Here is a 22,664-nt window from a genome sequence, read left to right as displayed (position 1 = left end):
GGACCTTTTGCCGCCCAAGGGCGGGCCGGGGGGCTCCGCCCGTTCGCCCCTCAAAAGGTCCCCCGGACCTTTTGCCGCCCAAGGGCGGGCCGGGGCTCACTCCTGAAGGCCATAGCCTTTTACTTTTTCGAGAACGCGGTCGATCTCTTCGGTGCTCAGCAGCGGCGGCTCGCCGAAGGGCAGGCAGCCAAGGTACTGCTTCGCCAGCGCCTCGACCTCCACCGCAAGCCACATCGCCTTGTCCAGAGTGGCGCCGCAGGCGATCATCCCGTGATGCGCCAAAAGGCAGGCGGCACGCCCGTCCAGTGCCGCGACGGCGTGCTCTGACAATTCTGCCGTGCCAAAGGTCGCGTAAGGCGCGCAGCGGATGTCATGCCCGCCAGCGACGGCCACCATATAGTGCAGCGGCGGGATGCCCTTTCCCATGATCGCCAGCGTGGTGCAGGCGGTCGGATGCGCGTGGACCACCGCGTTCATCTCGGGCTTCTCGCGCAGGATATCGAGGTGGAACCGGAACTCGGTCGAAGGCTTCAACGCGCCCTCTCGACTGCCGTCGAACCCCAGCCAGACGATGTCCTCGGGCTTCATCTTCGCATAGGGCTGGCCGGAGGGCGTGATCAGGATGCCATCCCCCTCGCGGACCGAGATGTTGCCCGACGTGCCTTGGTTGAGGCCGCTGCTGTTCATCTCCAGACAGGCGTCAATGATTGCCTGCCGGACCTCGACACTCCCCTTCACGGCCTGTCCCTCCTCCGCTTCTTTGGTCCCGAAATATCCCGGGGGTCCGGGGGCAGCGCCCCCGGCCTGCGCCTAGCGCGTGAACCGCCACTCCGTCACCTGCTGCCAGTCGTCGCCGGGGCGCAGGGTGATGTCGGGGAACGCCGGATGCGCGGTGGCACCGGGCCAGAACTGGGCTTCCAGCGCGACGCCGCAATAAGCGACCGGCGACGGGCCGTCGTTGCCGGCGTATTGCGGCAAATCAAGGATGTGGCCGTCGAAGACCTGAAGCCCCGGTTCGGTGCTAGACATCTCCATGCGCACACCGCTTTTGCCCTGCAGCGACGCCACCGGGCGCAACGGTTCGCGTTGCTGCGAAACGCAGAAGTTGTTGTCGATCAGCCCTTCGGCCCCTGCCTCCAGCGCGCGGCCTTGGCGATAGTCGAACCGGGTGCCGTCCACTGACAGGATCTCTCCGGTCACGATCATCTCGTCGTCGCGGGGCAGGACGTGATCCGCCGCCACCGTCAGAACCTGCCCTTCCACCGTCGGCGCATCGTCCATCCGCCAGTAGCTGTGGTTGGCAAGGTTCAGCAGGGTCGGCGCGTCGGTCTCGGCCGTCAGCGTCAGGCGCAGCGTGGCGTCGTCCATCACGTCGTAGCGGGCGGTGACGGTGCGGTTGCCGGGAAAGCCCGACTCTCCGTCCGGGGCCGTTACGCGCAGCACGGCGTGCGACGGTCCCTCGTCCACGATCTCCCACACGCGGCGGTGAAACGCGGCGTCGCCGCCGTGGATCGTGTGGCGGTCGTTGAAGTTCTTCGTGAACGTGAATGTCGTGCCGTCGATCTCGGCGCTGGCGCCGGCGATGCGGTTCACCACCGGGCCCATCAGGCCGCCGCAGCTGGCCATCCGGCCTTCGTAGGCGGCCAGTTCCGGGCTGCCCACGGTCAGCGAGTGCGCTACCCCGTCCAGCCGTACGTCTTGCAGGTTCGCGCCGTAGGTCAGCACCGCGACCGACAGGGGGCCGTTGCCAAGAAGCAGCCGGTGAACGGTTTCGCCGCCCTCTGTCGTGCCGAAGGTTTCTACCGCCATTCTCAGATCTCCACGCGCGGCTCAGGCAGGCCTTTGGCCCCCGAGTCGAATTGATAGGTCATCCCGTTCTCAGACCGCGCGGCTTCTTCCGGCGGCAGATTCTCGAGCGCGGTGGTGACGTAGACCGTCGACAGGTCCGGTCCACCGAAGGCGGGGCAGGACGTGTGCGCGGCAGGGATGTCGTGCGCGGCAAGGAAATCCCCGTTCGGGCTGTAGACCGCGACCCGATACCCGCCCCACTGCGCGTTCCACAGGTTGCCCTCGGCATCGGTCACGGCACCGTCGGGGGCGAAATCCTCGGCCGAGAGGTCAAGGAAGACCTCGGGCGTGTCCGCGGGCCATCCATCGGCATCCAGCGCCACGCGCCAGATGGTCTTCGCGCGCGAGCATGCGTAGTAAGCCGCGCTGCCGTCGGGGGTGAAGCAGATCGCGTTGGGGATGGTGATGTCCGCCACCACCTTGCGCAGCTCGCCGTCGTACCAGCGGTAGATCGCGCCTTTGCCCTCTTCCGCCTGCTTGCCCATCGTACCGATCCAGAACCCGCCCTGCCGGTCGGCGCGACCGTCGTTCGAGCGGGTCGAACCGTCCTCGGACTCCAGCGCGCAGACATAGGTCTCGTCGCCGGTTTCGAGGTCGAAGGTGAACAGGCGCGTCTCGCTCGCGATCAGAAGACGGTCTCGGTCGATACACCCGGCGGCGGTGACGATCTCGTCGAACTGCCAGCGCCAAGGGGCACCGTCGCGCTGGGTCAGAAGCTGCATGGACAGGATGTCGAACCAAAAGAGCTGCTGGCGTTCGGGATGCCACAGCGGCCCCTCGCCCAGTTCGCAGCGGCGGTTGTCATAGACGTCACTCATCCCCACACCTCGTCATAGGCGGCGACGGTCTCTGCCGCGTTCGCGGCGGTGACGTCGACCGGGTTGCCGGGTTTGTACAGCGACGACCCAAGGCCAAAGCCATCGATCCCCGCAGCACGCCACACCGAGAAGTTCGCGGGGCCGACGCCGCCCACGGCGTAGACCTCGGTCCCGGCGGGAAGCACGGCGCGCAACGCCTTCAGCCCCTCGGGCCCCATCTGCGTCGCCGGGAAAATCTTCAGCCCGGTCGCGCCCCATTTCAGCGCGTTGAAGCACTCGGTGGCCGAGAATACGCCGGGATAGCTTTGCAAGCCGGCGTCGACCGTGGCGCGGATCACATCCTCGTCGCAGTTCGGCGACACGATCAGCCGCCCCCCGACCGAGGCCACGCGGGCCACGTCGTTCACGGTCAGCACGGTGCCAGCGCCGATCAGCGCGACATCGCCGACCGCGGCGGCCATCGCTTCGATGCTGTCGAAGGGGTCCGGCGAGTTGAGCGGCACTTCGATCCGGTCGATGCCGGCTTCGATCAGTGCGGATGCGGTGGCGACTGCATCCGCGGGCGTGATGCCGCGCAGAATGGCAATCAGGTTGCGGCTCATGGAAATCCCCCTTGAAGAAGCTGCCTGCGCGCGGGTGCGCTTCGGGCCGGAATTGAAACTCCCTCGGCAGGCAGGGTTGCCGTGCGCCGGGTGCAAGGTCAAGGCGACCCCCGGAGACGGCGCGCCGCCGTGGCGGATATGTGCACATCTGTGGCCATCCTGCCGCCCCGCTCTGGCCCGCGCCGAACGCGCACTGGCGAAGGCCGGACCGGCCAGCTAGACCGGCAATGGGACACGAGGACACGATGGACGCCAAACTGCTGGTCGTTGGAGGGAACAGCCGGGTCGGGCAGCTGCTGCGGCAGCCGCTTCGGGATGCGCCGGTGACATGGTGCGCCCGCGACGGCGCCGACGTGCAGTGGCGGCTGGAGGACGGCGCCAGCGCGCTTGCGCCGATGCTCGACGGGCAGGACGCGGTTCTGTGCCTTGCGGGCGCGACCCCGGGCGCCGGGGCGTTCGACCTGAACATCGACGTCGCGCTGGCGGTGATCGAGGCCGCGCGGCAGGCGGGCTGCCCGCGCGTGCTGCTGTGTTCGTCGATGGCGGTCTATGGCCCCGGCTTCGGACATACCGAGGACGGCCCCTGCGCCCCCGCCGCCCCCTATGGCGCGTCGAAGCTAGAGATGGAGCAGCGCGCGGCAGCGGCCGCCGGCGATGCCGCCGTGACGGCGCTTCGGCTGGGCAACGTCGCGGGGGCGGACGCGTTGTTTCGCAACATCGCCGCCGGTCGGGCGATCACACTCGACCTGTTCGACGACGGCACGACGCCGGCCCGGTCCTACATAGATCCGGCGCTGCTGGCGCAGGTCCTGACGGCGTTGCTGCGGCTGCCGAACCTGCCGCCGGTCCTGAACCTTGCCGCCGATCCGCCGGTCGAGATGGCCGCCCTGATGCGCGCGGCAGGGGCAGACTACGCCACGCGCCCTGCCCCGGACACCGCGCTGCGCGAGGTTTCGATGGACCTGTCGCGCCTGAAGACACTGGTCGATCTGCCCGACCGCCCGGCAGAGGCCCTTCTGGCCGGTCTTGCACAGGCGGAGGCCCCCCGATGACCCCGGGCAAACGCGCGCTGGATCTTCTGCTGGCCCTGCTGCTGGCGATCCCGCTGGCGCCCGTGGCCTTGGTTCTTGCGATTCTGATCCTGATCCGGGACGGGCGGCCCGTGTTCTACGTGTCGGAGCGGATGAAGACCGTGTCCGAACCGTTCCAGCTGTGGAAATTCCGCACGATGACGACGGTCGACACCGACAGCGGCGTCTCGGGCGGCGACAAGGCGGCGCGCCTGACGAAACACGGCCGCTTCCTGCGGCGGACCCGGATGGACGAGATCCCGCAACTGTGGAACGTGTTGCGCGGAGACATCAGTTTCGTCGGCCCGCGCCCGCCGTTGCGGCTGTACGTGCAGCGGTTTCCCGAACTGTATGTCGAGGTGCTGAAATCCCGCCCCGGCATCACCGGTCTGGCGACGCTTTACTTTCACCGGCACGAGGAACGCCTGCTGTCGAAATGCACGACCCCGCAGGAAACCGACGCGGTCTATTCCCGCCGCTGCGTGCCCCGGAAGGCGGCGCTGGACCTGATCTACCGAGACCGACGGTCGGTCGGCATGGACCTGCGGTTGATCGCCATGACCGCCGCGCGGGCGGCGGGGCGTGATCTAAAAAGCTGCGGTCTGCCGGGGTCGCGGCGCGAACGGCCCGGCAAATCGGCTTAGCCGCGTGCGGGGTCCGCCGGGTAGGTGCCGAGGATCTTCAGGTACGAGGTGAAATAGTCCAGCTCTTCCAGCGCGCGGGCGACGTGGGGGTCGTCCGGGTGGCCCTGAATATCGGCATAGAACTGCGTCGCGGTGAACGAGCCGTCGACCATGTAGCTTTCCAGCTTGGTCATGTTGACGCCGTTCGTCGCGAAGCCACCCATCGCCTTGTACAGCGCGGCGGGAATGTTTCGCACGCGAAACACGAAGGTGGTCATCATGCGCTCGTCGCGGCGGTCATGTTCCGGCTTGGGCGACATGATGAGGAACCGGGTCGTGTTGTGGGCGTGATCCTCGATATGGCGGGCAAGGATGTTCAGCCCGTAGATGTCTGCCGCAAGGTCCGAGGCAAGGACGCCCTCGTCGCGGATGCCCGCCTGCGCAAGTTCCTCGGCCGCGCCCGCGCTGTCTGCGGCGGCCTCGCCCTTGATGCCGTATTCCGACAGGAACGAGGCGCATTGCGGGATCAGCACAAGATGCGCGCGGACCTTCTTGATATCCTCGATCGCCACACCCGGCAGCGCCATAAGCGAGATGTGAACGCGCACGAACGCCTCGTCGACGATGTGCAGCCCGCTTTCGGGCAGCAGCCGGTGAATGTCTGCCACGCGACCGTAGGTGGTGTTCTCGACCGGCAGCATCGCAAGCTCGGCGGCGCCCGTGTTCACGGCGGAAATCACGTCCTCGAACGTGTGACAGGGCAGCGCCTCCATGTCCGGTCGCGCGTCGCGACAGGCCTGATGAGAGTAGGCTCCGAGTTCGCCCTGGAATGCGATACGTCCGCTCATTTCGTTCTAGGTCCGCAGAAAAAGCCGAAAAGGTCGATTGGTCGCGCCTCATATCCCTTGAACCGTGCGAAGGGAACCGGATAGATAACGCCGGAATCTGAACGGAGCTAGGCGCGATATGTTCGACACAATGACGGTAACCAAGGTCGTGGGCGGCTTCTGCGGAACCTTCCTGATCTTCCTTCTTGGCGGCTGGGTCGGTGAGACCCTGTACCATGTCGGCGAGTCGGGCCACGGCGACGAAGTCCACCAAGCCTATACGATCGAGGTTGAGGACAGCGAAGCCGACGCCGAGCCGGAACCCGAGATCGACTTCGCCGAAGTCTACGCCGCCGCCGACGCCTCGGCTGGCGAGCGTCTGTTCCGCGCCTGCCAGGCCTGCCACAAGGTCGAACCCGGCGCGAACGGCACCGGCCCGACGCTGTACGGCGTTGTCGGTCGCGGCATCGACGCCGTCGACGGCTACTCGTACTCCGGCGCGCTGGAACAGATCGGCGAGACCTGGACCCCCGAGAACCTGAGTCACTTCCTGGAGAACCCGCGCGGCTCCGCGCCGGGAACCAAGATGACCTACGGCGGCATGGACGACGTGGAAGACCGCGCCAACCTGATCGCGTGGCTGGACAGCATCGACGACTGATCGCCCGCCGAACAGGCAATTGCTTTCAGGGCCGCCCCGACCGGGCGGCCCTTTTTCTTGCGTAACGGCCGGATCACGCGCGTTTGACGGCTTGCAACTTGCTATTAGGAAATTTTTCTTAAAATTCGCGCAAGACACTCCGGCAAGACACGCTAGGCTATGCTTTGCGCGCCGAACCCTTGTCCGTCCCTTGGAAGGAGCCTGACACATGCCCCGAACCGCCACCATGATCCGCCGGATCGCCCTGCCCGCCGCTTTGGCCGCCCTTGCCTCGGCCGCGCACGCGCAGGAGACCGACGAAGAGGTCATCGTCGCGCACGGGGTGTCGAATTTCGGCGAACTGAAATACCCCGAGGGCTTCGCGCATCTCGACTACGTCAACCCGGACGCACCCAAGGGCGGCGAGATCAGCGAATGGGCCTCTGGCAACTTCGACAGCTTCAACAACTACACCCGCAAGGGCGTGTCGGCGGCGCTGACGGAACTAATGTACGAGAACATACTCGTCTCGACCGCAGACGACCCCTATGGCCTGTACTGCTATCTGTGCGAGACGCTGGAATATCCCGAAAGCCGTGACTGGGTGATCTTCAACCTGCGCGACGACGTCACCTTCTGGGACGGCACCGGGATGACGGCGGAAGATATCAAGTTCACCTTCGAGCTCTTCATGGAACAGGGCATCACCGAATACGTGAACGTAGTTGGCGGCTATGTCGAAAACGTCGAGGTGCTGGATGAATACCGCATCCGCTTCGACTTTGCCGAGGATGCCCCGCGCCGTGACGTGATCGGCATCGCCGGCGGCACGAACGCGTTTTCCAAGGCATGGTTCGAAGAGACCGGCGCACGGCTGGACGAATCCACGCTGGACCCGTTCATGGCCACCGGGCCTTACCGGGTCGACAGCTTCGACGTGGGCCGCCAGATCATCTATGCCTACAACCCCGACTTCTGGGGCGCCGACCACCCGCTGAACATCGGGCAGAACAACTTCGAACGCATCCGCGTGGAATACTACGCCGACAGCTCTGCCGCGTTCGAGGCGTTCAAAGCCGGCGAATACACCTTCCGCATCGAGAACTCGTCGCGCGACTGGGCGACCGGCTACAACTTCCCGGCCATCAACAACGGGGCGGTGGTGCGCGCCGAACTGCCCGACGGGTCGATCGGGTCGGGGCAGTCCTTTGTCTTCAACCTGCGCGATCCCAAATGGCAGGACCCCGACGTGCGCGAGGCCGTGCGGATCATGTTCAACTTCGAATGGTCGAACGAGACGCTGTTCTATGGCCTGTACGACCGGGTGAACTCTTTCTGGGAGAACTCGCCGCTGGAAGCCACGGGCATCCCATCCGAGGACGAGGTGGCGCTTTTGCAGCCGCTGGTCGACGAGGGTCTTCTGGATGCCGCCATCCTGACGGACGAAGCGGTGATGGCGCCGGTGAACGAGGCCAGCGACAACCTCCCGGGACGCCGTGCCCGCCGCGCGGCCGCCAACCTGCTGGAACAGGCGGGCTGGATCGCCGGGCCTGACGGCATGCGGTCCAAGGACGGCCAGCCGCTGACGCTGACCATCCTGTCCTACAGCCCGACCTTCGACCGGATCATCAACCCTTACGTCCAGAACCTTCGGTCCGTCGGCATCGATGCCGAGATGGAGCGTGTCGACATCTCGCAATATGTCGACCGCCGCCGCAGCAGCGACTATGACCTTGTGAACCACACGTTCTCGATGGGGTTCGAACCGGGCATCGGCCTGCGCCAATGGTACGCGTCGGAAACCGCCGACGACAGCTCGCGCAACCTGATGGGGCTTAAGGACGAGGCCGTCGACCGCCTGCTGGATGTCGTGATCGACGCCGAGACCGTCGAGGAACTGACCACCGCGACCCATGCCTTGGACCGCGTCCTGCGCGCAAAGGGCTTCTGGGTGCCGCAGTGGTTCAAGGACGTCTACACGGTCGCCTACTACGACATGTACCGCCACCCCGAAGAGCTGCCGCCGCTGGCGCTGGGGTACCTGAGCTTCTGGTGGTACGACGAGGAAGCCGGTGACGCGCTTCGCGAATCCGGCGCCGTGAACTAAGGAGCCTGCCCTCTTGGGAGCCTACATCCTTCGCAGATTCCTGCTCGTGATCCCCACCCTGCTGGGCATCATGATCGTGAACTTCGTCCTGACCCAGTTCGTGCCCGGTGGCCCGATCGAGCAGATCATCGCCAACATGGAAGGCGGCGGTGACGTGTTCGAGTCGATCTCTGGCGGGGGTTCGGAGGCGGCCAGCAATGCCAGCGGCGGCGGCGGTGGCGCCGGGGACCGCTATCTTGGCGCGCGCGGCCTGCCGCCCGAGTTCATCGAGGAACTGGAACGCGAGTTCGGCTTCGACAAGCCGCCGCTGGAACGGTTCCTGACGATGATGTGGAACTATCTGCAGTTCGACTTCGGCGAGAGTTATTTCCGCTCGATCTCGGTGGTGGACCTGATCCTTGAGAAGATGCCGGTGTCGATCAGCCTTGGCCTGTGGTCGACCCTGATCGCTTATCTGATCTCGATCCCGCTGGGCATCCGCAAGGCGGTCAAGGATGGCACGTCCTTCGACACTTGGACCTCGTCGGCGATCATCGTGGGCTACGCGATCCCGGGCTTCCTGTTCGCGATCCTTCTGCTGGTGCTGTTCGCCGGCGGGTCGTACTGGAAAATCTTCCCGCTGCGCGGCCTGACCTCGGACAACTGGGACCAGCTGTCGCTGATCGGTAAGATTGCCGACTACTTCTGGCACATCACCCTGCCGGTCATCGCCTCGCTGATCTCCAGCTTCGCGACGCTGACGCTGCTGACCAAGAACTCGTTTCTGGACGAGATCAAGAAGCAGTACGTGATGACCGCCCGCGCCAAGGGCCTGTCCGAACGCCGCGTGCTGTACGGCCACGTCTTTCGCAACGCGATGCTGATCGTGATCGCCGGTTTCCCGGCGGTGTTCATCGGGGTGTTCTTCTCTGGCTCGATCATCATCGAGACGATCTTCTCGCTCGACGGCCTTGGCCGGCTGGGCTTCGAGGCCGCGGTCGCCCGCGACTATCCGGTGATCTTCGGAACGCTGTTCGTCTTCGGCCTGATGTCGCTGGTGGTCGGGATCATCTCGGACCTGATGTATGTGTTCGTCGATCCGCGCATCGACTTCGAAAAGCGGGAGGCCTGACATGGACAGGACGCCCCAGGCTGAAATGCCGCCCGAACCCGTGCCCGGCGCCGATCCGGCCCCGACGCCCGCGCCGGTCCCGCCCGCGCGCCGCCGCCGCATGACGCTGTCGCCGCTGAACCAGCGCCGCTGGCGCAACTTCAAGCGCAACCGCCGCGCCTATTGGTCCGCGGTGATCTTCGCCGTCCTGTTCGGCCTGTCGCTGTTCGCCGAGTTCATCGCGAACGACAAGCCGATCCTCGTCAGCTACCGCGGCGAGACCTACATGCCGATCTTCCGGTTCTACCCGGAAACCCAGTTCGGCGGCGATTTCGCGACCGAAGCGGTTTATGCCGACATCGAGGTGCAATGCCTTATCGTGTCCGGCGGGCTGGAAAGCTGTTTCGACGACCCCGAGGGCGTGATCCAGCAGGCCGAGACCGGGACCGTCGACGGCGAGACGATCGAACAGGGCTGGATGCTTTGGCCGCCGATCCCCTATTCGTACAACACGATCAACGACATCTCGGGCACCGCCCCGTCCGCGCCCGACGGCGACCACCTGCTGGGCACCGACGACACCGCGCGCGACGTGCTGGCGCGGGTGATCTACGGCTTTCGGCTGTCGATCCTGTTCACCATCATCGTGACCTCGGTGGCCAGCGTCATCGGCATCATCGCCGGCGCGGTGCAGGGCTTTTTCGGCGGCTGGCTGGACCTTGTGTTCCAGCGGCTGATCGAGATCTGGGTATCGACCCCGTCGCTGTACATCATCATCATCATGTTCGCGATCCTCGGTCGAAGTTTCTGGCTGCTGGTGTTCCTGACCGCGCTATTCGGCTGGCCCGCGCTGGTAGGCGTGGTCCGGGCGGAATTCCTGCGCGCGCGCAACTTCGAATACGTCCGCGCCGCCCGTGCGCTGGGTGTCGGCAACTGGACCATCATGTTCCGCCACATGCTGCCCAACGCGATGGTCGCGACGCTGACCATGCTGCCGTTCATCATCACCGGCACCATCGGCACGCTCGCCTCGCTCGACTTCTTGGGCTTCGGCCTGCCGTCGTCGGCGCCGTCGCTGGGGGAACTGACACTGCAGGCCAAGCAGAACCTTCAGGCCCCGTGGCTTGCCTTCACGGCGTTCTTCACCTTCGCCATCATGCTGTCGCTGCTGGTCTTCGTCTTCGAAGGCATCCGCGACGCGTTCGACCCCAGAAAGACCTTCGCATGACGCCGATCCTTGAAGTCCGCGACCTGAACGTGCGCTTCCGCCAGGACGGCGCGACGGTGCACGCGGTGAAAGGCAACAGCTTCACCGTCGGCAAGGGCGAAACCGTCGCGCTGGTGGGTGAAAGCGGCTCGGGCAAGTCGGTCACCGCGCTCAGTACCGTCTCCTTGCTGCCCGACAGCGCAGAGGTGGACGGTTCGGTCCTTTACAAGGGGCAGCAGATGGTCGGCGCCACGTTCGATCAGCTGAAGCAGGTCCGCGGCAACGACATCTCGTTCATCTTCCAGGAACCGATGACGTCGCTGAACCCGCTTCACACCCTGGAAAAGCAGCTGCGCGAGTCGATCGAACTGCACCAGGGCCTGCGCGGCGCAGCGGTCAAGGACCGTATCGTCGAACTGCTGACCAAGGTCGGCATCCGCGACGCCGAGACGCGGCTGAAGGACTACCCGCACCAGCTGTCCGGCGGGCAGCGGCAAAGGGTGATGATCGCGATGGCGCTGGCCAACGGTCCGGACCTGCTGATCGCGGACGAACCGACGACAGCGCTGGACGTCACGATCCAGGCCCAGATCCTCGACCTGCTGGCCGACCTGAAGGCGTCCGAGGGGATGAGCCTGCTGTTCATCACCCACGACCTGAACATCGTCCGCCGCTTCGCGGACCGGGTCTGCGTGATGAAGGACGGCGAGATCGTCGAACAGGGCACGACGGCCGAGATCTTCGACAATCCCACGCATCCCTACACCATCAAGCTTCTCAGCGCCGAAGCGGCGGGCCACCCGCTGCCGGTGCCGGAAGACTCCCCCACCGTGGTCGAGACGGACCACCTGCGGATCTGGTTCCCGATCCAGCGCGGCCTGCTGCGCCGTGTCGTGGGCCACGTAAAGGCGGTCAACGACGCCTCGGTCAGCGTCCGCGCCGGCGAAACGCTTGGCATCGTGGGCGAATCCGGGTCAGGCAAGACGACGCTGGCGCTGGCGATCATGAAACTGATTTCGTCCGAGGGGAAAATCGTCTTCGACGGGCGCCCGATCCACGACCTGCGCAGCGGGGCCATGCGCGACCTTCGCTCGAAGATGCAGATCGTGTTCCAAGACCCCTACGGTTCGCTCAGCCCCCGGATGACGGTGGAACAGATCATCTCGGAAGGACTTGGCATCCACGGGTCCGACGACACCCGCCCCCGGCGCGAATTGGTGGCCGAGATCATGACAGAGGTCGGCCTCGACCCCGCGCTGATGGACCGCTACCCGCACGAATTTTCCGGCGGCCAGCGCCAGCGCATCGCCATCGCCCGCGCGATGGTCCTTCGCCCCCGGCTGGTGGTTCTGGACGAACCCACCTCGGCGCTGGACATGACGGTGCAGGTGCAGATCGTGGACCTGCTGCGACGGCTGCAGGAAAAGCACGGACTGGCCTACCTGTTCATCAGCCACGACCTGCGCGTGGTCCGCGCCCTGTCGCACAGGGTGTTCGTGATGAAGCAGGGTGACGTAGTGGAGTCGGGAACCGCCGAGGAAATCTTCGAAAACCCGAAGACCGACTATACCCGGGAACTGATGGCCGCCGCCTATATGGACGACGCCGCCGTCGCCTGACGTCTGGACCGCCCCAGGATTTGGGGCTTTGCCCCCGTCGCCTTCGGCGCCTCCCCCAGGATATTTGAGGACAGAAGAGGCAAGGGAAGTACGCTTCCGCTGCTGCTTCTTCTCTTTGACAATACCTCGGGGGGAGCGCGCATGGCGCGCGGGGGGCAGAGCCCCCCTGCTGTCGGCTGTTGGCGTGGCAGGCGCTAGGACGCCGGTCCCATCGTGGTGCAGGCGATGTTGCGGGCCTTCAGCCGTTCGCAAGCCATCTCGGCAGCTTCCGCCGTCAGGCCGACGAAGTTCGCTTCGAAGCCCTTGTTGCTTTGCTTCACCTTGCGCAACGCCTCGTCCAGCGTGCCCAGTTCGGTCAGCGCGGTCTGCAGCAGCACGCGCTCTGCCTGATAGCGAGAGGTGTAAAGCCCCACGTTGATGCCGAAGTGGCGGTCGCCGCTGGTCGACAGGCGTTCGACGACGACGGGTTCCGCTTCGACCACCGGGGCGGGGTCTACCGCTTCGAGTTCCGCCGTCAGCGACACCGGGCGCGGCACCGGAAGCGGCGCCGGTTCGCCCACCGGAACCGCCGCGGTGACGGCGCCGGGCTTGGTCGGCGGCGGCGTCCGCGCGCCCTCGGGAAGGGTCGAGGCCGCGGGGGCCGTCGCCTCGATCGCGACCACGGTTTCCTCGATGGTCTCGGCCATTGCGACCAGCAGTTCTTCCGGCAGCGCCTCGGTTCCGGGTCCGGGGCGCAGGCGCGGCAGCGGGCTGCGGTCGGGGTCGCGCTTGGCATAGCGGATGCGGCCAAGGTCGGCGCCGGGCGTATAGGCCGGTTTTCCGGGGCGGCGCACCGCCACCCGCGTCGGCGCCTTCGCGAAGCCAAGGTCCAGAAGGCGGGCCATTTCCTCGTTCCGCCACGGGGTCGAGCGTCCGCCGAACACCGCCGCGATGATCCGCACACCGCCGCGTTCCGCCGAGGCGACAAGGTTGAAGCCAGCGGCGCGGGTATAGCCGGTCTTGATCCCGTCGGCGCCCTTGTAGGCGTTCAGGAAGCGGCGGTTGGTGTTGGCGACTTCCCGCAGCCCGGCATCCGTGGTGATGCGGCTGAACAGGTTGTAGTATTCAGGATAGTCGTAGAACAGGTGCCGCCCCAGCAGCGCCATGTCGCGCGCCGTCGACAGGTGCGCGTTGTCGGTCAGGCCGTGGGCGTTGCGGAACGTCGTGTCGCGCATCCCGATCGCCTTGGCGGTCCGGTTCATACGCTCGGCGAAGGCCGCCTCGGAGCCCGAAATCGCCTCGCCCAGCGCGGTCGCCGCGTCGTTCGCCGACTTGATGGCCGCCGCCCGCACCAGATAGCGCAGCTTGATCCGCTGCCCCGGGCGCAGACCCAGCTTCGACGGCGGCTCGGACGCCGCGAACTTCGAGATGGTTACTTCTGTGTCCATCGTGATCTCGCCGTGCTCGACGGCCTGAAACACGATGTACAGCGTCATCATCTTGGTCAGCGATGCCGGGTGAAGCCGCGTCTCGGAGTTGTCCGAGTGCAGCACCTCTCCGGTCCTGGCGTCCATGACGTATGCTGCGTATGGGGCTGCCACCGCCGCGAGGGGCGCGTAGATTGCCACGATAGCGAAAAGAAGGCCCACGCGGGCCATGTGCTTGAGGTGCGCGCTCACGTCACCGATCCTGATACTGCCTCGTTCCGCCGGATCATTTGTCGCCCGGTCGAATTGTTGAGATCAGCGTAGCATGGGCCGCGAACTCCGAAAACAGAAGATTTTCAACGTCTTTCAAATCCGCCTTCAAGTGATGCCCGAGATGTTGCGGACGCGCCATGCCAGACCGCTAGATGTTTCCTTTGTGGCGGAAATGTGGCGCGCCGATTATTCAAATTCGAACAATAGTGGCATCAATGCACCAAGATCGGGGATCTCGCGGAACCGGCCGTGGCCCTCGGGCGGGTCGGCATGTTCCAGCGCCCATGTCTGGCCGTGGGGTACGTACACGCCCCACCCGCCCGCCTCGATCACCGGCAGCACGTCGGACTTCATCGAGTTGCCGACCATCATCGCCCGCGCCGCCCCCTCGGCCCTGCCATCGAAGATGCGCGTATAAACCGGCGCGGTCTTGTCCGACACGATCTCGACCCCGTCGAACAGCTCTCCCAAGCCCGACTGCGCCAGCTTGCGTTCCTGATCCAGCAGGTCGCCCTTGGTGATCAGCAGAACGCGATAGCGGCTGGCCGCGGCCTCGACCGCCTCGCGCGCGTGGGGCAACAGTTCGATCGGGTGGCGCAGCATCTCTTGCCCGGCCGCGATGATCTCGGCGATCACAGAGGCCGGCACCTTGCTGTCGGTCACTTCGATCGCGGTCTCGATCATCGACAGCATGAAGCCCTTGATGCCGAACCCATAGTGGCCGACGTTGCGCCGCTCTGCCTCCAGCAGCCGCTGGTCCAGATGGTCGGGGTCGGCATGGTCGGCCAGAAGCCGGAAGAATCGGTCCTGCGTGATGCGGAAGAACTGCTCGTTGTGCCACAGCGTGTCGTCCGCATCGAACGCGATTGTCGTTAACTTTTCCGCCATCTGTCAAACTTACCCTGTATACGGACGTCCGGGGCAAAAGCCCCCCTTTTCATAGCGAAAGGTGACCTTATATAGTCGCACCATGCAATCAGGACGTTCGGCGGAGAATTTGCACGGGATGCATCGGCCCGAGATCATGACGAAGAAGGACGGCGACGACGGCGATACCGGCGTCGTTGTAGAAACGCGCGCGAAAACGAAACGCCCGCCGCTGTACAAGGTCATGCTTCTGAACGACGACTTCACGCCCATGGAATTCGTGGTGCACGTGCTGGAACGCTTCTTCGGCATGAACCACGCGCAGGCGTTCGAACTGATGCTGACCGTCCACAAGAAGGGCTTGGCCGTCGTCGGCGTGTTCAGCTTCGAGATTGCAGAGACCAAGGTCGGGCAGGTCATGGACTTTGCCCGCCGGCACCAGCACCCGCTGCAGTGCACGATGGAAAAGGAATAGGGCCCCGGGCCCGCACCCCATGTCTTCGACACGACTGACCACCGCGCTTGAGAACGGCGCGTGCCAGCTGCCCGATGCCGGACGCATCGCGGTGTTTCGCCCGCGCGCGGGGACCGACCTTGCGCCGCTGCCGAAAGACCGCGTGCAGGTCATTCAGGGTTTCCGCCCCGACCACGATGCCTTCGCGACCCAAGGCTACGACACCGCCATCGCGCCCGAGGGCGACTTTGCCGCCGCGCTGGTCTGCATCCCCCGCGCCAAGGCCGAGGCGCGTGCGCTGGTGGCGCAGGCGACGGCGCTGACCGGCGGCACCGTGATCATCGACGGCCAGAAGGAAGACGGCGTCGAAAGCCTGCTGCGCGACTGCCGCAAGGCGGGCAGCGTGGGCGAGGTGATCTCGAAGGCGCATGGCAAGATCTTCACCGCGACCGGCGACTTCTCGGCTTGGGCCGCACCGGCGGCGGGTCAGGACATCGGCGGCTTCGTGACGGCGCCGGGCGTGTTCTCGGCCGACGGGATCGATGCGGGCTCTGCCGCGCTGGCCGACATGCTGCCGCCGTCGCTGCCGAAGCGGGTCGTCGATCTTGGCGCCGGCTGGGGGTACCTCGCCGCCGAGGTTCTGAAACGCACCGGCGTGGAAGAGCTGCATCTTGTCGAAGCCGAACACGCCGCGCTGGACTGCGCGCGGCGCAACGTGACCGACCCGCGCGCCCGCTTCCACTGGGCCGATGCGCTGACATGGCGCCCGGATGCTGCGGTGGATGCCGTCGTGTCGAACCCGCCGTTCCACACCAGCCGCGCCGCCGACCCGGCGCTTGGCCGTGGCTTCATCGCGGCGGCGGCCGCCATGCTGAAACCCTCGGGCCGCCTGTGGCTGGTGGCCAACCGCCACCTGCCCTACGAAACAGAGGCCCGCGCGCGCTTTCGCGAGGTCGAGGAACTGGCCGGAACCGGCCGTTTCAAGATCCTCTGCGCCGCGAAACCCATTGCCGCAAAGGGCGCTTCCCGATAGCGGGAACCGCCGCTAGGCTGCCCCACAGGAATCAGGACACGCATTCATGTCTTTCTCCATCGCAGGCAAGACTGCCATCGTGACAGGCGCCGCCAATGGTGTCGGCCTTGCGATCGCGCGGCACTTCCTTGAAATGGACGCCAACGTGGTCTTCGCCGACATGGACGAAGAGGGCCTTGTGCGCGAGATCGGCGAAGAGGCGTCTAAGGACGACTCTCGTGCCCGCTACTTCGCTGGCGACCTGCGCGAAAAGCTGTCGATCGCAAACCTGCTGTCGGCGACCATCGACGCCTTCGACACCGTCGACATCCTCGTCAACGCCAGCCGGCAAGTCGCCTATTCCGAGGCGCTGTGCCCCGAAGAAGACAGCGTCGAAGAACTGCTTCAGCAGAACCTGATGACCTCGCTTCGTCTGACACAGCTTGTCGCGAAGCGGATGATCAAGCAGGCCGAGGAAGAGGACAAGCCGTGCCAAGGCTCGATCGTGAACCTCAGTTCCATCGCCGCGCGCCGCACACACCCCGACCTGCTGGGCTATTCGATCAGCTGCGCCGCGCTGGACCAGATGACGCGCGCGATGGCGGTGGCGCTTGCGCCGCACAACATCCGCGTCAACGCGGTGGCCTTCGGCAGCGTGATGAGCGCCAGCCTGAAGGACACGCTGAAGATCAAGGAAGGCTGTCGCGACGACATCATCCGCAACACGCCGCTGGCCCGGATCGCAAGCGCAACCGAACTGGCCGAAGCGACGCGCTTCCTCGCCTCGGATGGCTCGGGCTTCATGACCGGCCAGATCCTCACCGTGGACGGCGGCCGGTCCATCGTCGACACCGTGTCGATGGCCGCCCACTAGGCGCGCATCCGGGCTTCTTCTGTCTGTAAATATCCTGGGGTGAATGCGCCGCAGGCGTAGATGGGCAACGCCCCTCAACCTTTTTCTAGCGCACCTCTGGTGCGACGGGGCAAAGCCTCTCAACCTTTTTCTAGCGCACATCTGGTGCGACGGGGCAAAGCCCCTCAAACTCCCTAAGCGCACCTCCGGTGCGACGGGGCAAAGCCCCTCGCTTTCAACCCCGGTCTGTGGCTCCCGTCACTTCACCGCGCCAGCGGCCATCCCCTTGATGATGTAGCGTTCCAGCACGACGCCGATCACGATCAGCGGCAGGATCGCCGCCGTGGACAGCGCCGCCATCGCCCACCAGTTGATGCCCTGCGACCCGGTCTGCGACGCCACCATCACCGGCAAGGTTTTGGCGTCCGTCGACGTCAGCAGCGCCGCGAAGAAGTACTCGTTCCACGTCAGCACCAGCGACAGGATGAACGCCGCCACCATTCCCGGCAGCGCGATCGGCAGGACGATGGTCAGGAACGCGCCCCAGATCGACAAGCCGTCGACCAGCGCGGCTTCTTCCAGTTCGACCGGGATCGACTGGAACTGGTCGCGCATGATCCAGATGACGATGGGCAGCACCGTCAGCGTGTACAGCAGGATCAGGCCGATCCGGGTGTCGAGGAAATCGAGCTCTTTGTAGAGCACGAGGAACGGCAGGGCGAGCACCACCGGCGGCAGGATCAGCTGCGACAGGAAGAAGAACGAGATATCGGGATTGCGCATGAAGCCAAAGCGATAGCGGAACCGCGACAGGCCATACGCCGTCATCGACCCCAGGATCACCGCCAGAAGCGAGGCCGAACCCGCCGTGATCACCGAGTTGGCAAAGCGTTTCAGGAATTCCTCGCGCACCGTCGATTCCTCGCCGATCAGGCGGGGCGACAACCCGAGGCTTTCGAAGCCCTTCCAGCTGGGCTGGTAGTCCACGAAGGGGATCAGGTGGCCCTGCATCACGTTCGGCGCCAGCTTGAACGAGGTCGTCAGCGTCCAGTAGATCGGGAACAGGCAGACGATGGTCCACAGGATCAGGATGCCATAGATCGCGACCCGCCCGGCAAACCACTTCGCCCGTCCGGCGGTGTCGTGTTCGCTGTCGTGAAAGATCTGGTCCGAGGACCGCGTTGCATCGGTCATGGTCAGTACCTCGGGTTCATCCAGCGATCGACGAGTTTCATGAAGATCGTGATCGAGATCACGATCAGCACGAGGTACACGATCGCCAGCAGTGTGCCGTATCCCACGTTCGACCGGTCACGGTATTCGCGGAAAATAAAGCTGGTCACGCTGTCCGTCGCGCCGCCCGGCCCGCCGGAGGTGACGTTGATGATGATATCCGCCAGCTTCAGCTTGAAGATGATGCGGATCAGGATCGCCGTGATCGACACCGGCAGCATCAGCGGGAAGGTCACCTCCCAAAAGCCGCGCCAGCCGGACGCGCCGTCGACGCGCGCCGCTTCCTGTACGTCGCGCGGGATCGCCTGAAGCCCGGCCAGTAGCATGATCATCATGAACGGGATGAAGGTCCACGCGTCCATGATCATGATCATCGCGCGGGCGATTTCCGGGTCCGAGAAGAACGCGGGCCGGTCCCAGCCCAACCACCGCGCCAGCCGCGCGATGGGGCCAAAGCGGCCCTCTAGCATCGACTTGCCGATCATCCACGACACCGCCACCGGCGACAGCATCAGCGGCAGCAGGAACGCGACGCGGAAGAATTTGCGCGCCTTGATCTCGCTGGCAAGGATCAGCGCAAGGCCAAGGGCGATTACGTATTCCACGATGATCGCCAGCGTGTACCAGACCATGTTCGTCAGCGCGTTCCAGTAGAACGGGTCGTTCCACATCTGCACCACGTTGTCGAAGCCGTTGAAGCTTCGTCCCTCCAGCGAGGACAGGTTCCAGTTGGAAAACGCGATGCCCAGCGCGAAGATCAGCGGGAAGATCACCATCGCGATCACGAACAGCGCGGCGGGCAGGATGAACAGCGTCCGCTTGCCCTGTTCGCCGTGCAGCACCACCTGCGCGATGCCAAGGCAGATGCCCCAGAACAGCGCGGCGTACAGCGCAGGGCGCCAGTTTCCGAATTCCAGTCCGATCCGTCCCGCCTGCGCCAGTGACAGCACCGCGAAGACCGCGACAAGCAGCCCGAACGAGCCCCAGATCAGCAAATGCCCAAGCCGTTTCCGGCCCGGCCCGATATTGTCGTCCGTCACGACGTGAAGCAGGTCACCTTCTTCGGCTGACATGCCCGTCTCCCCCGTATCGCGGGTCTTCGCCCGCGTCCCCTTTGCCGTATCGGGGCGCGACGTTTGCCGCCGCGCCCCAAAGTGTTGTCGGACCGGTCAGGTCACATCCCCAGCGAGGCCTTGTACAACTCGATCTGCTGCTCGCGGCCGATCTGGTCGGTGATGTTCTCCCACGCAGCGGCGATGGCATCCGCGGTCTCTTGCGCGCTGCCGTACTGGCCGGCGAAGCCCTTCGCCAGTTCGTCCTCGGCGACCGAGTAGTACTGGAAGATGCCCGGAATACGGGGTTCCAGCGCCGCGTTCGGGTGGTTGTAGCTGTCCAGGTTCGACCCGAGGTAATCCTCGATATAGTCGCGGTCGTACCCGGCGGCTTCCCACTCGTCGTACTGGAAGTGCGAGTTGCGGTAGGGCTGGAAGCCCGAAGGATAGGCCGAGGCCCACAGCGACAGGTCCTTGCCGCCAAGGTGCGCGGCGGCCGACCACGCGGCTTTCTTCTTCTTCTCGTCGCCCTCGACGGTCGCCATGACGTAAACGCCCCACCCGAGGTAGGCCATGTTCGGCGCCTCGTTCCGGGTGTCTTCCCACGCGCCCGAGGCCGCGTTGTAGCGGCGGTCCGAGGCGGGGTTGATGTCGAAGCCCACGACGTCGCCCACGACCGAGGTGTCGGACGTCCGCGCGCTGGAGCCCACGTCGCCCCACCACGTCAGCATCGAGCCGGTGCCGGCAAGGAACTGCTGGAACGCGGTCGTGCCGGGGTCGGCGTTTATCTGGTCCGGCGGATAGGCGCCGTCGGTGGCGATCAGGTCCATAACGTCCTGGATCGCCTGCACCCAGCCCGGGTTGTTGACGCGCGGCTTCATGGTGTCCGGATCGAACAGCCATGCCGGATCGTCCGGATGCTTCACATAGGGCGCGGCGCGATTTTCGAGGAAGTAGAAGCCGAAGCCGCCCCAGCCCTTCAGCGGGTCAAGGTAGCCATGCGCGTCCAGCCCGGTCAGCGGGTCGGACTGTCCGGCCAGCATCTTCGAGACCTCGTTGATCTCTTGCCACGTCGTCGGAACCTCGCGGCCGGTCAACGAGCCTTCGCCGAAGTAGTCCTTGCGGTAGGCGAAGGTGTGGCAGTCGCCGTCAATCGACACGCGATAGGTCTTGCCATCCCATGTGCCGACGGGTGCCTTCAGGTAGTCGACGTAGTCATCCATGTCGATGATGTCGGCGACCCACTGGGGCATCTCGGACGCCATGCCGCGACCCAGAACGTCGCCTTCGAACGGCGCGCCCATCTCGACGATGTCGAAATCGACCGTGCCGGTGGCGATGGATTGCTGCAGGCGCGCGTTGTAGTCGGCCTGCGCAAGGTCGATCCAGTTGATCTTGGCGCCTGTGTAGGCCTCCCACGGCTTCAGGAACCCGCGGAACAGGAAGTTGTGCAGGTTCTGGTTGTTTAGGCCCATGAAGGTCAGCTCGACGCCGGCGAATTCGCCTTCCGAAACGACCTCTTTGATCGGGCCAAGGCAAAGCTCGCCGACCTTCTGCCAGTCAGAGTCGGTCGGGCTGCCCATGCCGACGCCGGGGATCTTCAGGATCTCGGCCCGCAAAGCGGCACTGTCCTGCGCCCAGACCGGCCGCACGCTTGCCCCGGTGAACACGCCGGAGAACGCGGCAACCGAACCCGCGCCCGCCATACCCTTCAGCAAATCCCGGCGCTTCATCCGGCCGGTACGCTGCAAATAGTTGTAAACTTCTTTTCTCATTAAGACATCCTCCCTGTCTTGTCGCCGGGTCGGGCCTCCTCTCCCGTTGCCGGCAGCGACGCAAAGCCGCACGCGGCCAACTGTGCGGCGCGGCTTCGTGACCTGTCAAGCTTGCTTCGGGCTTAAAATTTCGGCGATGGACAGCCGCTTGTCCCTTCGCTTAACCTGCCCAAGCCCGGAGGGGGCAAGGGAGGAATTCAAGCGCATGGCCGAGGTACGGATCCGCGATCTTCGCAAGAACTACGGTTCTCTGGAGGTCATTCACGGTGTGGAATTTGACATATCCGATGGCGAGTTCGTCGTGCTTGTCGGGCCGTCGGGCTGCGGCAAGTCCACGCTGCTGAGAATGATCGCGGGGCTCGAGGGTATCACCTCGGGCTCGATTTCCATCGGCGACCGCGTGGTGAACAACCTGCCGCCGTCCAAGCGCGACATCGCGATGGTGTTCCAGAACTACGCGCTTTACCCGCACAAGACCGTCGGCGCGAACATGGCTTTCTCGTTGAAGATGGCCGGGATGCCCAAGGACGAGATCCAAGACCGCGTTCGCCGCGCGGCCGAGATTCTCGGGCTGACCGAATACCTGAACCGCTATCCCCGCGCCCTGTCGGGTGGCCAGCGGCAGCGGGTGGCGATGGGACGCGCCATCGTGCGCGATCCGCAGGTCTTCCTGTTCGACGAACCGCTGTCGAACCTCGACGCCAAGCTGCGGGTGCAGATGCGGACCGAGATCCGCGAACTGCATCAGCGGCTGCAGACCACGACGGTCTATGTCACCCACGACCAGATCGAGGCGATGACGATGGCCGACAGGATCGTGGTGATGCAGGGCGGTCATATCGAACAGATCGGCACCCCGCTGGAACTGTACGACACGCCCGCGAACACCTTCGTGGCCAGCTTCATCGGCTCGCCGTCGATGAACATGCTGCCCGCCGTGCTGCGCCAGCGCGACGGCATGATCCTGGCCGACACCGGCGCCACCCAGCTGCGCGTCGCGGGGAACGCCCATTGCGAGGACGGCCGCGAGGTGACGCTGGGCATCCGCCCCGAGGCCCTGTCGCCCGCCGGCGAAGGTCTGCCCGGAGAGGTCGCAGTTGTCGAACCCACCGGCGCCGAGACGCATCTTGTGATCCGGTCCGGCAAGTCCGAGGTGACATCCGTCCTGCGCGAGCGTGGCAATTATCGTGTCGGGGACACGATCACCCTTGCCGCCGACCCCGCGGCGATTCATCTGTTCGACAAATCCACGGGCGCGCGTCTGGCCTGACGCCGCCCCAAGACTTCC

General features: G+C 65.3%; 21 protein-coding genes. 11 read left to right on the top strand and 10 right to left on the bottom strand.

Features of this window, described 5'->3' with window-relative positions; all coding sequences use genetic code 11:
- Positions 1-96 precede the first annotated feature (96 nt).
- The 4 genes from P1K30_RS22835 to P1K30_RS22820 all read right to left on the bottom strand — a co-directional run bounded on the left by P1K30_RS22835 (position 97) and on the right by P1K30_RS22820 (position 3,268).
- A complete protein-coding gene (locus tag P1K30_RS22835; RefSeq protein WP_275635052.1) occupies positions 97-738 on the bottom strand; it encodes an L-fuculose-phosphate aldolase in 642 nt (213 codons plus the stop codon).
- 72 nt (positions 739-810) lie between these two features.
- Positions 811-1,809 (bottom strand): aldose epimerase family protein, encoded by a 999-nt coding sequence (locus tag P1K30_RS22830; RefSeq protein ID WP_275635051.1) that lies wholly within the window; start codon positions 1,807-1,809, stop codon positions 811-813.
- A gap of 2 nt (positions 1,810-1,811) precedes the next feature.
- Positions 1,812-2,666, bottom strand: a complete 855-nt coding sequence (locus tag P1K30_RS22825) for an SMP-30/gluconolactonase/LRE family protein (protein WP_275635050.1) — start codon at positions 2,664-2,666, stop codon at positions 1,812-1,814.
- A complete protein-coding gene (locus tag P1K30_RS22820; protein ID WP_275635049.1) occupies positions 2,663-3,268 on the bottom strand; it encodes a 2-dehydro-3-deoxy-6-phosphogalactonate aldolase in 606 nt (201 codons plus the stop codon). The genes P1K30_RS22825 and P1K30_RS22820 overlap by 4 nt, the downstream gene beginning before the upstream one ends.
- Positions 3,269-3,495: 227 nt before the next feature.
- Here P1K30_RS22820 and P1K30_RS22815 point away from each other — a divergent pair, with 227 nt between their 5' ends.
- Both P1K30_RS22815 and P1K30_RS22810 read left to right on the top strand, forming a co-directional pair.
- Positions 3,496-4,320: an NAD-dependent epimerase/dehydratase family protein gene (locus P1K30_RS22815; protein WP_275635048.1), complete on the top strand. Its 825-nt coding sequence runs from the start codon at positions 3,496-3,498 to the stop codon at positions 4,318-4,320.
- Positions 4,317-4,982, top strand: a complete 666-nt coding sequence (locus P1K30_RS22810) for a sugar transferase (protein WP_275635047.1) — start codon at positions 4,317-4,319, stop codon at positions 4,980-4,982. Before P1K30_RS22815 ends, P1K30_RS22810 begins: the two co-directional genes overlap by 4 nt.
- On the opposite strand, the gene P1K30_RS22805 is transcribed toward P1K30_RS22810, so the two are convergent.
- Positions 4,979-5,809 carry a prephenate dehydratase gene (locus P1K30_RS22805; protein WP_275635046.1) on the bottom strand — a complete coding sequence of 277 codons (831 nt, stop codon included), beginning with the start codon at positions 5,807-5,809 and terminating at the stop codon, positions 4,979-4,981. The genes P1K30_RS22810 and P1K30_RS22805 overlap by 4 nt on opposite strands.
- Positions 5,810-5,927: 118 nt before the next feature.
- Here P1K30_RS22805 and P1K30_RS22800 point away from each other — a divergent pair, with 118 nt between their 5' ends.
- The 5 genes from P1K30_RS22800 to P1K30_RS22780 all read left to right on the top strand — a co-directional run bounded on the left by P1K30_RS22800 (position 5,928) and on the right by P1K30_RS22780 (position 12,451).
- Positions 5,928-6,449: a c-type cytochrome gene (locus P1K30_RS22800; RefSeq protein WP_275635045.1), complete on the top strand. Its 522-nt coding sequence runs from the start codon at positions 5,928-5,930 to the stop codon at positions 6,447-6,449.
- Between the two features lie 208 nt (positions 6,450-6,657).
- Positions 6,658-8,535, top strand: coding sequence for an extracellular solute-binding protein (locus P1K30_RS22795; protein ID WP_275635044.1), 1,878 nt, complete (start codon positions 6,658-6,660; stop codon positions 8,533-8,535).
- 13 nt (positions 8,536-8,548) lie between these two features.
- Positions 8,549-9,646, top strand: a complete 1,098-nt coding sequence (locus tag P1K30_RS22790; protein WP_275635043.1) for a microcin C ABC transporter permease YejB — start codon at positions 8,549-8,551, stop codon at positions 9,644-9,646.
- A gap of 100 nt (positions 9,647-9,746) precedes the next feature.
- Positions 9,747-10,853 carry an ABC transporter permease gene (locus P1K30_RS22785; RefSeq protein ID WP_275635054.1) on the top strand — a complete coding sequence of 369 codons (1,107 nt, stop codon included), beginning with the start codon at positions 9,747-9,749 and terminating at the stop codon, positions 10,851-10,853.
- Positions 10,850-12,451 carry an ABC transporter ATP-binding protein gene (locus P1K30_RS22780; protein ID WP_275635042.1) on the top strand — a complete coding sequence of 534 codons (1,602 nt, stop codon included), beginning with the start codon at positions 10,850-10,852 and terminating at the stop codon, positions 12,449-12,451. The genes P1K30_RS22785 and P1K30_RS22780 overlap by 4 nt, the downstream gene beginning before the upstream one ends.
- Before the next feature lie 194 nt (positions 12,452-12,645).
- On the opposite strand, the gene P1K30_RS22775 is transcribed toward P1K30_RS22780, so the two are convergent.
- The gene (locus P1K30_RS22775; RefSeq protein ID WP_275635053.1) at positions 12,646-14,088 is read right to left on the bottom strand and encodes a D-alanyl-D-alanine carboxypeptidase family protein; all 1,443 of its coding nucleotides are present in this window, start codon (positions 14,086-14,088) and stop codon (positions 12,646-12,648) included.
- A gap of 228 nt (positions 14,089-14,316) precedes the next feature.
- Positions 14,317-15,018, bottom strand: a complete 702-nt coding sequence (locus P1K30_RS22770) for an HAD family hydrolase (RefSeq protein ID WP_275635041.1) — start codon at positions 15,016-15,018, stop codon at positions 14,317-14,319.
- A 136-nt stretch (positions 15,019-15,154) separates the two neighbouring features.
- Here P1K30_RS22770 and clpS point away from each other — a divergent pair, with 136 nt between their 5' ends.
- From clpS to P1K30_RS22755, 3 genes are read left to right on the top strand one after another with little or no spacing between them, the layout of a single operon-like run.
- Positions 15,155-15,472 carry an ATP-dependent Clp protease adapter ClpS gene (clpS, locus tag P1K30_RS22765; RefSeq protein WP_379560403.1) on the top strand — a complete coding sequence of 106 codons (318 nt, stop codon included), beginning with the start codon at positions 15,155-15,157 and terminating at the stop codon, positions 15,470-15,472.
- Positions 15,473-15,491: 19 nt separating this feature from the next.
- The gene (locus P1K30_RS22760; RefSeq protein WP_275635039.1) at positions 15,492-16,484 is read left to right on the top strand and encodes a class I SAM-dependent methyltransferase; all 993 of its coding nucleotides are present in this window, start codon (positions 15,492-15,494) and stop codon (positions 16,482-16,484) included.
- A gap of 46 nt (positions 16,485-16,530) precedes the next feature.
- The gene (locus P1K30_RS22755) at positions 16,531-17,337 is read left to right on the top strand and encodes an SDR family NAD(P)-dependent oxidoreductase (protein WP_275635038.1); all 807 of its coding nucleotides are present in this window, start codon (positions 16,531-16,533) and stop codon (positions 17,335-17,337) included.
- A 237-nt stretch (positions 17,338-17,574) separates the two neighbouring features.
- On the opposite strand, the gene P1K30_RS22750 is transcribed toward P1K30_RS22755, so the two are convergent.
- The 3 genes from P1K30_RS22750 to P1K30_RS22740 form a co-directional block, all read right to left on the bottom strand.
- Positions 17,575-18,510 carry a carbohydrate ABC transporter permease gene (locus P1K30_RS22750; RefSeq protein ID WP_275635037.1) on the bottom strand — a complete coding sequence of 312 codons (936 nt, stop codon included), beginning with the start codon at positions 18,508-18,510 and terminating at the stop codon, positions 17,575-17,577.
- A gap of 2 nt (positions 18,511-18,512) precedes the next feature.
- Positions 18,513-19,622 carry a carbohydrate ABC transporter permease gene (locus P1K30_RS22745; RefSeq protein ID WP_275635036.1) on the bottom strand — a complete coding sequence of 370 codons (1,110 nt, stop codon included), beginning with the start codon at positions 19,620-19,622 and terminating at the stop codon, positions 18,513-18,515.
- Between the two features lie 101 nt (positions 19,623-19,723).
- The gene (locus P1K30_RS22740; protein ID WP_275635035.1) at positions 19,724-21,376 is read right to left on the bottom strand and encodes an ABC transporter substrate-binding protein; all 1,653 of its coding nucleotides are present in this window, start codon (positions 21,374-21,376) and stop codon (positions 19,724-19,726) included.
- 205 nt (positions 21,377-21,581) lie between these two features.
- Here P1K30_RS22740 and P1K30_RS22735 point away from each other — a divergent pair, with 205 nt between their 5' ends.
- Positions 21,582-22,646 carry an ABC transporter ATP-binding protein gene (locus tag P1K30_RS22735; RefSeq protein WP_275635034.1) on the top strand — a complete coding sequence of 355 codons (1,065 nt, stop codon included), beginning with the start codon at positions 21,582-21,584 and terminating at the stop codon, positions 22,644-22,646.
- Positions 22,647-22,664 lie beyond the last annotated feature (18 nt).

The organism is Psychromarinibacter halotolerans, assembly GCF_029168315.1.
Taxonomy (GTDB): domain Bacteria; phylum Pseudomonadota; class Alphaproteobacteria; order Rhodobacterales; family Rhodobacteraceae; genus Psychromarinibacter; species Psychromarinibacter halotolerans.
Note: the sequence above shows the minus strand (reverse complement) of the source record. Positions and strands in the feature narration are given on the sequence as shown.